Source organism: Flavobacterium pectinovorum (assembly GCF_900142715.1).
Lineage (GTDB): Bacteria > Bacteroidota > Bacteroidia > Flavobacteriales > Flavobacteriaceae > Flavobacterium > Flavobacterium pectinovorum.
The window spans coordinates 150,853-164,290 of the sequence record NZ_FRBX01000001.1 but is presented as its reverse complement, the minus strand read 5'-3'; the positions used below and the strand labels follow the sequence as shown (position 1 = coordinate 164,290).

Below are 13,438 nucleotides of genomic sequence, written 5' to 3'. Positions count from 1 at the left end.
TCGTTTTTATTAAAATGCTACATTAAGACCCATCAAAATTGTTGGCTGTACAGGATAGTTCCATTCTCCAAAACCTGCTCCTTTTACTCTGTCGCCCTTATCTGGGTCTCCCCCTGCAACTTCAGGATCAACTCCTGTGTATTTTGTCCAAGTCCATAAATTCTGGCCTGATAAAGAAATTCTAAGTTTGTCTAATCCAAATTTATTATAGAATGAAAATCCTAACTGTAAGTTTTTCATACGGACATAAGACCCATCTTCTACGTATAAAGAAGAAAATTTAGTGTAGTTCTCATTATTATCATCTTTAGACAAACGAGGAATAGAATTAGAAGTTCCTTCTCCATGCCATGCTTTTTGGTCTAATCCGCTTACTTTGTTGGTTAAACTTGCACCATTGTATAAATCTGAAATAGTTGTGTTTACAATATCATTTCCTATACTGGAATAGAAATTAGCAACCAAATCAAATTGTTTGTAAGCAAAATTTAAATTCAGTCCAATGTTGTAATCCGCCCATGGAGAACCAATTTTAGTACGGTCTTTATCGTCTAATTTTCCGTCTCCGTTAACATCTTTAAAACGAATGTCTCCTTCTTTTGCATAAGGTTGTAATTTAGTGCCGTGCTCATCTGTATGAGAATTTAATTCCGTTTGATTTTGGAATAAACCATCAGCAACGTATCCGTAGAAATAACCCGGTTCATCTCCTTTTACAGTCACACTTCTGTTATTAGCTCCGTACAGTTTTTCTCCATCAGAAGATAAAGACAACATCTCAACATCAACCGTTGTAAAAGTTACATCGGCACCATAAGAGAAGTCCCCTTTTTTATCTTTATAAGAAATCAGCAAATCGATACCGCTGGATTGCATAGAACCAACGTTTGTCCAGATTGTGGCATTTTCAGGAAATCCGCTATAAGCTGGAAATTGCTTTAAGAATAACATATCATTTGTTTTTTTCTGATAATATTCTAATGATCCTGAAAGCTTGTTTTTCCATAATCCGAAATCGATTCCAAAACTCATATCTTCAACAGTTTCCCATTTAATGTCTTTATTGGCCATAGAAGAAGGAAATGAAGTATCTCCCACAACATCTCCGATAGGATAAAATCCTTGCCCAATGTTGGACTGATACACTTGTGTTGGCAATCCCTGATTCCCTACTTTACCCCAACCTGCTCTAAATCTAAGATCGCTTAGAACATCTTTTGTAGATTCCATAAATCCTTCGTTCAAAATTCTCCATGAAACTGATGCCGAAGGGAAATTTGCCCATTTGTTGTTCGTCATAAATTTAGAAGAACCATCACGTCTGAAAGTTCCCGTGAAATAATATTTATTGTCGTAGTTATAAGAAAAACGAGAAATATAAGACATCAATGAACTTGACCAAGTGTTACCCTTACTATCGCGGTTTTTAGTTGCTGCATTTACCTCTCTCATTAAATCTGAGTTATTAGGCACACCTTCACCGTAACCCCAAACATCATTGCCATTGTACTCTTCCATTGTATTACCAATCATTAGGGAAACATTGTGTTTTTCTGCAAATGTTTTAGAATAGGTAATTGTATTTTGCCATGTCCAGTCTACATTATTAGTAGCCCATCTTTCAACCTTATTAATCTCCTCTTTTTCGTGTGCCGCATCAATTATAAAATCGGGTCTGAACCTGCTTCTTATTTTATCACCAACTTCAACAGAAGCCTGTGTACGAAATACTAAACCTTTCATTGGAGTATATTGTAAATACCCATTTGTATTTAAATTATATTGATCTGTAAAATCATCATATCTCTTTACACCTGCAACCGGATTCCATACATACGAAGGCGAACGTGCATAAATGCTGTATTCGTTTTCACTTCCTGTTAACTGATCTGCTGGTTTGTAAATTGGCGTAATCGGATCAATTTTATCAAAATCTGCCCAGTTTCCAGGCTGACCATAGGTTTCATAACGTGGATTTAAAGTGATTCCGGCAGAGAATTTATCAGAGAATTTAAAATCATTGGCAATTCTTAACGTTATTCTTTCCCAACCTCCTACTTCATAAATAGATTCTGCATCATAATAATTCATACTGATTGCATAAGTATGTTTTTCAGAACCACCACTAACACTTAAAGAAGCATTTGTAACGGGAGATCCACTTTTAATTCCGGCTTTCCACCAATCTGTCGTTTTACCTTTGTATTGAGAAGGGTTTGGCAAATAATCTGCATAACCAGAATTGTTGTATGCTTTGTTCATGATGTTTGCATATCCTTCGGCATCGGCCATATGATAGGGATTGTTCATAAGCTGCATCCCTGAACTTATATCAAAGTTGAATCTTGTCTGACCCACTTTCCCTTTTTTGGTAGTGATCAGAATAACTCCGTTAGAAGCACGTGAACCATAAATAGCACTTGCAGAAGCATCTTTTAAAACTTCCATCGATTCAATTTCATTCGGGCTCAAAAAGTTAATACTGGTTCCCATTGGTATACCATCCACTACATAAAGAGGAGAAGTATCCAGATTTAACGTAGAAATACCACGGATCAAAACTCTTGGCTGTGCACCAGGACCTCCTTGGCCTGTAACCTGAACCCCGGAAACTTTCCCTTGTAATGATTCGGTCACATTACCTACTGTCATGGTTTGGAGTTCTTTTCCTTTTATAGAAGAAATAGAACTCGTTACATCGCTCTTTTTTACCGCGGCGTAACCTACAACGACAATCTCTTCTAATGCTTGGCTAGATTCCTCTAGCACAACATCAAAAGTTGTTTTATCGCCAACCTGAATTGTTTTGTTAGAAAAACCAACAAATGAGAATTCAATTTGAGCGTTTTTATTGGATACACTGATAGAAAAGTTCCCATCAAAATCTGTTGATGTTGTTGTTGAAGTTCCTTTTACTGCCAGATTAACTCCGGGAATTGGCACATTGCCTTTATCCTTAACAGTTCCTTTTACCGTTATTTGCCCGAATGTCGTGGCGGTGCACAACATGGTGATAAATAACCATATAAATTTATATTTCATATTAATATATTTTTTTATTAATGCTAAAACTTAAGTTCTAACAAACTATTTTTTTGTGATAAAGACTCTTTCCAATTCTGTATCCAGTACAACTTTGTATACTCCCGGAGCAGCTGGATATTTTGCATTTCCATTTTCACCTGGTGACATTGTAGCAATACCATTTTTGATTAATCTCCATGACGGATTCCACCATTGACCTGTAAAAGTGGCTTCCAATTGTCCTGTCAGCGTATACTCACCAACTAATTGATATGCATTATTTGGGTTATTTGCCAAATGCAATCCGGTTTGTGTCCAGGCTGTCCATGTATCCCAGTCTGCACCCTGAATACCACCGCCACATACGCTCACAAACGGTCTTCTTAAAGCTTCGTCATCACTCCATAATCCATTGGCAACATCTGCCCAAACTTTGCTTGAAGGCGTATATTTAGTAACTGTATAAGCTAGTGTATTTGGGTTTACCTTTATGTTGTAATAGCCTTTTGTTGGTAAAATAATTGGTGTTGCAGTTAAATCGTCTACTAAACCTCCAGCTGCATTTAATCCGAAACAATGTGGGGCAAAGTCGGCTTCCTGACCTAAGAAATAAACTTCTTTATTGTCTTTATCAGCATAATATTTAAACTCAAAATCCTGTCCGTTTTTCTCGTGAAAATACATCGGTACGCCCACAGCATCAGTAGTCAGATTGGTACCTTTTGGCTGATCGCATAAATACAGTGCTGGATATTCGTTTGTTGCTACAATATTGATATTTAAAGATCCGGTATTTGGAATCGCAAATTTATCTTTGGCTGTAATTGTCAATACATAATTTGCTGCAGTTACAGGTAAAGTATACGTTTTATTGAAAGTATAAGATTGAGGCGAGCCCGCTAACTGAATCGTTTCATCAATGCCTAAAGCCTCGCATTTTACCTGAACATAATCTATTCCTGAATCATCGTTTACCACAAAATTTACGGGCATTTCATTGCTTGTTGACAATAAAATAACAGCTCCTTCTTTTGGCGTAACCATGGTTATTGCAGGTGCTGCAAATTCTCCATCCAGACGTAAATTGATATCTTCGTCAATGGCATTTCCTGAAACATCTGTTATTGTCAATTTAATTTTGAAAGATTCTGAGGTTCCCCTGTCCGAAGGTACTTCAAAAAAATAGCTTAAATCATATGATTCAAGTAATGGATCACTTGCAAACGTGATCATTTTATCTAAGGATAATTCAGGAATTTGAATTCTCACACTTTTCAGTCCTAAATCGTCATTAAGCACCGCTTTAATTTCGAATTTTCTGTTTGGTGCTCCGTAAATTTCCTTTGTTGTCACTACAGCTGTAGGATCATCAGAAGAAGGATAACCAGTTTCGTTATTTTGACATCCGGTAACAAGGACGGCAAAAAGGGCAAGAAAAAATAAAAATACATTTTTTTTCATTTCTTTAATTTTAAGGTTAGGTTAGTTAGTTTTTATGCTAAAAAATTGTTTGTTGAAGATGAGATAAACTCATTTTTGAAGAGCATCTAAATTGTCTTTCTAATAATAAAGAAATAGGACAATAAAAGATAATGGTGTGGTTTTTTGTCATTCTAGTAAAGTTTGGTTTATATTCTTTTTTTCTTCTTAAACGTATAAGTGCAAAGAAATATGTAATACAGACTTCTAAGGAGGGGTAAAATGGAAAAAAAAGGAGGTCAAAATGGAAATTAACTATTATTTTGGATTTAAAATTAACAAGTACAAAAAAATAATAGGGTATTTTTCAGGAATTCGCAATTATTAAACAATCCTCAAACTACAACTACAACGTTTGATTTTTTTTAAAAATTTTATACTCTTCTGCATAAAAAGCAAAAGAGTATTCAAAGAATAAAAACATAAAAGGATTGTTATTTGATAATATTCAGGTCAGAATTAAACGAATTTTTATACTTTTTAATGTATTCTGAAGGTGTCATTCCGAAGAGTTTGACAAACTGCTGTCTGAAATATTTTGGATCTTCAAAACCAACTTCTGCACTTGCCTGTGCAATATTCATATCTTCTGTCAACATTAACATTGCCGCTCTTCGAATTCTGAGCGAACGAATAAAAGCATTTAAAGTCTGGCCTGAAATGATCTTGATTTTGGTATAAAGAGTTCTATGGCTCATTCCCATTTCGAGTGCAAAATTCTTAATCGTAAAATCTTTTTTATGAATATTGGCTTCGACAATATCGATACACTTTTTCAGGATTTCCTGATATTCAACCGGAACTTTTTGTGAGTTTTCCCTAAGTGTTATACTGTCTAAGAAATAAGTTCGCAGATTACTTCTGTTTCGCAATAATGACTCCACACGTGCTACGAGTATATCATCATCAAACGGTTTTGTAATATAATCATCTGCACCATCTGTGATTCCCTGTAAATGCGTTTCGGTATTTTTGGACGCCGTCAATAAAATAACAGGAATATGAGATAAACTATCACTTTCTTTTATTTTTCGGCATAATTCGAGACCGTCCATATGTTCCATCGTAATATCGCTGATAACCAGATCAGGCATATGTTTTTTGGTCATTTTCAAGCCCTCTTCTCCATTTTCAGCATTATAAACAATGTAGTTTTTTGAAAATAATTTGATTAGATAGGCCCTAATTTCTGCATTATCATCTATTATTAAAACGGTACGTTTATCAGTAAGCATAATTTTCTGAAAATCACTTTCTGAAACCGTATTATTTAAAGACTGATTGTTTTCTTCTGAATCATCAATGATCAATTCATCAAACAACTGGCTTCTTGTTGCAACAACATCAGTAATTTCAATATCTTCAAAATGACTGTTTCCTTTAAGGAACGTCAAGGTAAAAGTGCTTCCTTTTCCTGGTTCACTGCTACAGTTTACTGTTCCCTTGTGTTTGTTTACAAAATATTTTACAATATAAAGTCCAATTCCAAAACCTGTTCCAACAGACACTTTTGAGTTGATCTGTTTGAATTTTTCAAAAATAACGTCGATATCTTTCTTTTCAATTCCATCGCCACTATCTGAAATTTCCAGGATAACTTCATTTGTATTTTCAGAAAGTTTCAGATTAATTTCCCCTCCAATTGGTGTGTATTTAAAGGCATTTGACATTAAATTAAATAAGGAAATTTCTATTTTTTCATAATCTCCAATAATTTCAATATCATGTTCCGGAATAGAAAATTGATAAGTAATGTTTTTCTCTTTTGCCTGATTTACAAAGCATTGATACACTTCATTGCAAAGATTATTTACATTTATATTTGATAATCTGAGCGAATCAGCGTCATTTTCGGCTTTTCGAAAAAGAAGCAGCTGATCTACCAAACTCAAAAGCCTGCGGGCATTTCGATGTGCAATTGCCAAATCGCTTCCGGAAGAACCATTTTGAACACTTTCTTTCTGAACTGCTTTTTTGAGCGGATTTATAATTAGCGAAAGCGGCGTTCTAAACTCGTGTGAGATATACGTAAACATCGACGATTGTTTTTCGGCAACTTCCTTTTCTTTCTTACTTTCCAGCTCGGCTATTTTTACTTTATATTTTAGTTTTTCCTTATTTTTATGATATTCCAAATAGGCAAAAAGAATCCCTGCCATAGCCAATAAATACAACGTATATGCCCACCATGTTCTGTACCATGGCGGTAAAATTTCGATTGTTACAAGGCTTATTTCTTTGTTCCATCCTCCTTTAAAGTTGGTAGTTTTTACTTTAAAAGTATATTTCCCTTCGGTTAATCTGGCGTAATTTGCTTTTCGGGCCTGACCCACATAATTCCATTGCGCATCCCAGCCTTCTAAATAATACGCATAATTTATTTTGTCGGCATTATTGTAATCTAAAGCAACAAACTCCAGCGATAAAGTGGTTTGATCGTAAGGAAGATTTACTTCTTTTATTTTACCCGATTCCCATTTAGATACCAAATCATTTTTGCTTTCTTCAATAGGCTGATTGTTTACGTAAAAATCGGTCAGCAATAAATTATTCTGCTGATTAAATCCTTTGATTGCTTCGGGAAAAAATATATTGAAACCATTAATTCCGCCAAACAGAAACTCGCCTGTAGATAATTTAATTCCGGCATTAAAACTGAATTGATTGCTTTGTAAACCATCATTTACAGAGAAATTACGGAAAGTTTTTCTTTTTTTATCGAATCGACAAACGCCATTGTACGTACTCATCCAAAGATTGCCTTCATTGTCTTCGAGCATTCTTAAAATTGTATTCGAAGGCAAACCATCATCTGTAGTTAGCCTTTTAAAAGTATTTGTTTTTCGGTCGAACAATAATAATCCGCCTTCCTGGGTTCCCAGCCATAGATTTTTATCCTTGTCTTCATGAATACATCTTACAGGATTCCCGATATTCGTTTTAGTGATTTTTCTGGTGTTTTTCTCCAAAGAAAACAGACTCGTATAATTTCCTCCCAAAAGTTTCCCGTCGCTTGTTTCGGTCAAACATTGCAAATTTGTAATTGATTTATCGAAAAGAATAAAAGTATTTTTTGGTCTGTCGAAAAGATATAATGAACCTTCGTTTGTAGCGCTGGCCCAAATATTTGCTTTTGAATCCTTATAAACGAGCCAAATTTTCTTCTCGATTTGTTTGGTGAAAGGATTAAAACAAGAATATTGCGTAACTGAATTATTTCTGGGATTGATTTTGTTTACTCCGCCATTCCATGTCGATAGCCAAATTTCATTATTAGTATCACGTACAATTCCTGTAATAAAAGAACTCGAAAGCTTGTTGCTGTAATTAGTGTACGTATTGTTTTTTCGGTTCCAATATTTCAATCCTGCACCATCTGTCCCGACCCATAAATTTTTCTTTTCGTCTTCACAAAAAGATAAAATAAAATTCTCTGCCGGATTTGTGGCGTTATAACGAATACTTTTAAAATATTTAGGTGTGCTGCTGAGCATACTTATACCGCCGCGCAAAGAACCAAACCATTTATTGCCTGCTTTGTCTTCGTATAAGCTCCAGACTGAGTTGCTTTTGGCCAGCTGTACGCCATTTATAACATTATATGGAATTGCTTTTTTATTTGTTCCGATGATTTTGTAGATGCCGCAACCGTCTGTGGTAATCAAGATTTCCTTTTTCTTTCCCAATAGAATGTCGGTAACGCTGCATTTATTCGAAAAATAATTATCTGAAAGAACTCCTGATTTGGTATTAAAGAGAAAAATGCCTTCATCAGTTCCCAGCCAAAGATTTCCGTCAGAAGCCAATTTCATTGATTTTACTTCTTTAGAAAACGGAAAAACTACCTTTAAGGTTTTTGATTTGTAATTGTAACTACAGATTCCAATATTTCGTACATGAACCCAACAATGCTCCTTCTTTTTGTCGTCCTGAAGGGCAATTGCATCGTAATTATCAATACTAATGTTATTGTCCAAAACTTTAAGCGGAATTTGTTTTCCGATGAAAGAACCGTTCTCAAAAGCAATTAATCCTAAATTCTGAGAGGCAACTAAAACTAAATTCTCAGACACTGATCGCATCTGGTGAATTATATCTTTTAAAACTTTATTTTTTTTGTTTGAAGAGGTATATTCAACAGGATGAAATGTCGCTGTGGTTTTACTGTAAATACAAATCCCGTTGGAACCTCCAACCCAAATGTTTTTTCGGGAATCGCCTTCGATATTATAAATCGTATTAAAGAGTAATGATTTTTTATCGTTGATTCTGTTACGGAAAACTTTGAAATTATAGCCATCATAGCGGTTCAATCCGTCATAAGTTCCAAACCAAAGATAACCATCACTATCCTGAAAAATGGTGGTTACCGAATTATTAGACAGACCATCAGAAATATCAAGAAATTTTATAGGATTATCTTGTGTAAAACCTACAGAAGAAAAACCTATTAAAAAAAGAAGATGTAAAACAAAATACTTCAAAATAAAATGTTTTTGCCAGGTGTAACAAGTACAATTATAAGTTAATTTTATAGATATTTTACATTAAATTACTCTTAAATTTCATATTTAGTAATTTATTTAATTATTAACAAGACTCTTCTTGTAGTTAAAAAAAACATAATTAGATTGTACTTGTTCAAACATTTTACTGGCAAACAGTAAATCAGTAAAATTTATTTAATTTATACCGAATGATCTTGCTGTCTAAATATTTTTTAATGCATTAAGGATATACAAAAAAATTCTTAGATTAGTCTTTATAATCAGTTGTTTGAATTTACAACTATATTAATCATTGAACAAAGACTATAACTAATACAATAACATATAAATTAGAAAAACGAAACGAATTGAATGCAGGTTTCCCGTTATTTTTTCAATGATATTAATAATCACAGAATTCAATATTAATCAAATACTATTAGATGAAAAAAAAATTATTAATAATCCTATTTCTTCTGCCATGCTGTATTGTTACTGTTTTATCGCAGAATAAAAAACCAAACATTGTACTGATACTGGCTGATGATCTGGGCTACGGAGATGTGGGCTTTAATGGGCAGAAACTGATTAAAACCCCAAATCTGGACCGATTGGCAAATGACGGAATTACACTAAAACAATTTTATGCTGGCACTGCCGTATGTGCTCCATCAAGGTCCTCCTTAATGACCGGTAAACATACCGGGCATACTTTTATTCGTGGTAATTTGGGTGTTGAACCCGAAGGACAGTACCCAATACCTGATACAATTGTAACGCTGGCTGAAGTATTAAAGAAAAGCGGGTACAAAACAGGCGCCTACGGCAAATGGGGACTTGGACCTGTTGGATCACAGGGAGATCCAAACCGACAGGGATTTGATCATTTCTTTGGCTATAACTGCCAGTCTCTGGCACATCGATACTACCCTGAGCATTTATGGAACGATCAGGAGAAAGTAATATTGAAAGAAAATGGTAAATTAGAATCCCTTAAAGAATACGCACCTGACTTAACCCAACAGCAGGCATTAGCATTTATTGATAAAAATAAGGAGGAACCCTTTTTTCTTTTTTTACCTTACATATTACCTCACGCTGAACTTATTGTACCCAACGATAGTATTTTTCGTTATTATAAAGGAAAGTTTGATGAAAAACCTTTTAAAGGTTTTGACTACGGAACAAACGCAAAACCTACAGGATATGTTTCTCAACAATACCCGCATGCCACATTTGCAGCAATGGTAACTCGTTTGGATCTCTATGTTGGACAGGTTATTGCTAAATTGAAGGAATTAGGATTAGAAGAAAATACACTAATTATATTTACCAGTGATAATGGCCCTCACAAAGAAGGTGGAGCAGATCCTGACTTTTTCAACAGCGCTGCAGGTTTCCGGGGCATTAAACGTGATTTGTATGAAGGCGGCATCAGGGTTCCTTTTGTTGCCAAATGGCCGAAAGTTATTAAGGCTGGTCAAAGCAGTGATTTCGTAGGTGCATTTTGGGATATCATGCCTACTTTATCAGAAATCACGGGCAGTAAAAGTCCAGAACACATTGACGGAATTTCTTTTACCAACGCACTTACGGGCAATAAAAACCAAAATACTCATGAATACCTTTACTGGGAGTTTCATGAAGGAGGAGGTAAACAAGCGGTCCGCTATGAAAATTGGAAAGGAATCCGACTGAACGTTATAAAAGATAAAAACGCAGTAATTGCATTGTACGATCTTAGTTCCGATCCTCAGGAAAAACATGATATTGCACTAAAACATCCTGATATAGTTAAAAAAATTGCCCTCTTTATGAATGAAGCTCACATAGAAAGTCAAGTATTCCCGTGGTAGGACTTTATATTTATAATTCTACAACAAAGCTGATTTCCTGGTCTTGGATAAATAAAATAATTCGGATGCGGTAAATAAAACCTGAAAACCAACTATAGATTTATTTAAACTAAAAAAGAGCCTGCAAAATAAATATTTTGCAGGCTCTTTAATTTCGCATCAAACATAAGGAAATTCAATCCTCATAAAAAAATGAACCGAGGTATTTAATTTAAGAAGTTTAGTCTCTTATTGTTTAATAAATGATTTATTTACAATAGTATCTCCTGTTTGGATTTTTAAAAGATAAACACCTTTAATCAAATGACTGCAATTGAACGGAATTTCAATTCTGCCAACATCATAGGTTTGATCGGTAATGACATTTAACTTATGCCCACTAATGTTAAATAATGAAATCGTTACTTTTTGCTGTTCAGTCTGCATAAAGGTTATATTTATACTTCCTGATGTTGGATTTGGGTAAACACTCAAATCTTCTTCTGAATCGACTGCCTTACTTGCAGCAAGCGTGCTTACTGTACAGTTTGGTGTTGTACTAAAAGCCATTTGTGCGGCCGTGAAATTGGTGAAAGTCGCATTTATATCAATGTTCGAAGCATCGCTGGCTCCTTTGCCATCACAATCTGTTCTGCCATTTCTCCAGTAAGGAAATTGCAAATAAACACCCGGAGTTGAGCAACTACCTATTTCTGCATCTCCACCCACTACAACTGAACTTCCAAAATTACCGGCAAACAGCATCGCATTTCCTTTAATATTGGCTGTATTGGCTACAGAACCGCCTTCCATCCAGGCATTACCTTCAACAATGGCACTATTGGATAACGTTGCATTGTAAACACATGCATTTCCTCTTACAATTGCATTACCATTTATAGTTCCTCCATCGACCATTGCATAATCTTCTATACGGGCATTTCCCGAAATACTACCGGCTCTGACAACTGCATAAGGACCAACATAAACTGTTGATGCAACAGTCGCATTATTGGATACCCATCCTCCTCCGTTAGTATGCAAATGACCATTTGTTTTAAGAAAACTTCTAAAATTGGCGGCAGGCTGAAATCCTTCTGGAGTTGCATTTGCAATTTTTAGTTCATAAGGATATCTTCTCTGCTTAGGGTAACCCTCATCCATATTGTAATTGACATGAACTTTTGGTGCTGAGAACACTACCAGAAAAATACCCGTTTCAGTAGAAGTATTTAAGGTAAAAGAAGCTTCTCCATCCGTTTTATACATCGGGCTGTAACGAGATACTGTACCGTCTGCTTTTGTCGTTACAAAACCATATCTCCAGCCGGCCTGAGTTGGATTAACCTCTGTATGTCCTTTAAATTTAATCGTAACTTTCTTCTGTGTTCCCGTACATGTTGGGTATAATGGAATTACATTCATTCCATAATCCTGTGGAGCCCAGTCATTATTGGTATAATATTGATCTGTAGTACCTGCTACTTTTGTTAACAGTGTGTATTGTCTGCTGGTATAACGCGGCATATTGGTTTTTATACTATTGTAAACGTTTCTGATTGTTTTACCAAAATTGCTGGTCGTATTTATTTGGGAATTCCATTGAATAGGATAATCAAATGCCGGTTGTCGTTGGGCATATCCCCAAAGATAATCGTCTAGTTGGTCTTGTGTAAAACCTTTTAGCCTCTTAATTGTTTGAAGCGGATGTTCTTCATTGATAGATTCTGCCCACATTCTTCGGGTAAAATCAAAACCTTCTTTTTCCTGCACATAATACATTAAATGAAAATTGGTGTAATGATGCCTGGTAGAAGACCACATAAAATGTTTGGTCTGTATCCAGCGGGTTAAAGTTCCATCGATCTCTGCCCATTGAGAATAGGCCTGAGCTCTCATGAAATTAGCATGTCCTTCAAAGAAAGGGCCAGCCCAATCATATCCTGAAAATGCGGTTCCGTTACCCGGATTTTCCTGAATACGCATCATCATTTGCAGCGTATGGGCAAACTCGTGGGATAATGCACCTCCATCTCTCGTGGCTTCCGGATGAACAAACATGGCTCCAATCGTATTGCTAAACGAACTTGCCTGCGCAAACGCTTCTAAACGCGGATCTGTAGAATTCCAGGTATTCATCATCATAATAATGATCTTGTACTTGCCGAAATTTGTTGTTGAAGCATTATTAATAAAGTGCAAATCGGTTATATAGCGCTTAAAACTTGTTTCAAGCGTATCGGCAACCGATTTTGGTGTAAACCTCAACGCAGGATCTGAATAAGTTGACGGATTTGTGCCAACTTTATCTCCCCAATAAACCACAAAATTTGTAGATTCATATTTTCTGCTACTGGATACTTTATTATAAAACTCGTTATTGGGATCACTCCATTCTGTGGGCGTAAACAGCGTTTTTTGGCCAATTGCAACATAACTGCAAAGAAAAAGTAGAACTTGTAAGAAAAGTTTTTTCATAATTACATCTTTTTAATAGGTTAAGAATATTTTCTTGTAAATGTAAATATGAAAATGTAGCGCTTGTAATACAATATTACCTTATATTAATACTATTTTACCTATTATAAAACCCTTATCTATTTGCTAAACAAT

Annotated in this window: 5 protein-coding genes; 1 reads left to right on the top strand and 4 read right to left on the bottom strand. The window is 35.2% G+C overall.

Features of this window, described 5'->3' with window-relative positions:
- Positions 1 to 9: 9 nt before the first annotated feature.
- The 3 genes from BUE22_RS00515 to BUE22_RS00505 form a co-directional block, all read right to left on the bottom strand.
- Complete coding sequence (locus tag BUE22_RS00515) at positions 10 to 3,042, bottom strand: SusC/RagA family TonB-linked outer membrane protein (RefSeq protein ID WP_073392909.1); 3,033 nt, start codon at positions 3,040 to 3,042, stop codon at positions 10 to 12.
- 45 nt (positions 3,043 to 3,087) lie between these two features.
- Positions 3,088 to 4,485 (bottom strand): cadherin repeat domain-containing protein, encoded by a 1,398-nt coding sequence (locus tag BUE22_RS00510; RefSeq protein ID WP_073392907.1) that lies wholly within the window; start codon positions 4,483 to 4,485, stop codon positions 3,088 to 3,090.
- Between the two features lie 452 nt (positions 4,486 to 4,937).
- A complete protein-coding gene (locus tag BUE22_RS00505; RefSeq protein WP_073392905.1) occupies positions 4,938 to 8,987 on the bottom strand; it encodes a hybrid sensor histidine kinase/response regulator transcription factor in 4,050 nt (1,349 codons plus the stop codon).
- A gap of 446 nt (positions 8,988 to 9,433) precedes the next feature.
- On the opposite strand from BUE22_RS00505, the gene BUE22_RS00500 reads away from it, so the two are divergent.
- A complete protein-coding gene (locus tag BUE22_RS00500) occupies positions 9,434 to 10,846 on the top strand; it encodes an arylsulfatase (RefSeq protein ID WP_073392903.1) in 1,413 nt (470 codons plus the stop codon).
- 228 nt (positions 10,847 to 11,074) lie between these two features.
- Here BUE22_RS00500 and BUE22_RS00495 read toward each other — a convergent pair whose 3' ends face one another.
- Positions 11,075 to 13,303, bottom strand: a complete 2,229-nt coding sequence (locus tag BUE22_RS00495; protein WP_073392901.1) for a DUF6055 domain-containing protein — start codon at positions 13,301 to 13,303, stop codon at positions 11,075 to 11,077.
- Positions 13,304 to 13,438: the final 135 nt, after the last annotated feature.

What these genes read in the sequence shown, in the direction of transcription:
- BUE22_RS00515 (WP_073392909.1), bottom strand. Translation starts at nt 3,042, where the DNA reads ATGAAATATAAATTTATATGGTTATTTATCACCATGTTGTGCACCGCC.
- BUE22_RS00510 (WP_073392907.1), bottom strand. Translation starts at nt 4,485, where the DNA reads ATGAAAAAAAATGTATTTTTATTTTTTCTTGCCCTTTTTGCCGTCCTT.
- BUE22_RS00500 (WP_073392903.1), top strand. Translation starts at nt 9,434, where the DNA reads ATGAAAAAAAAATTATTAATAATCCTATTTCTTCTGCCATGCTGTATT.
- BUE22_RS00495 (WP_073392901.1), bottom strand. Translation starts at nt 13,303, where the DNA reads ATGAAAAAACTTTTCTTACAAGTTCTACTTTTTCTTTGCAGTTATGTT.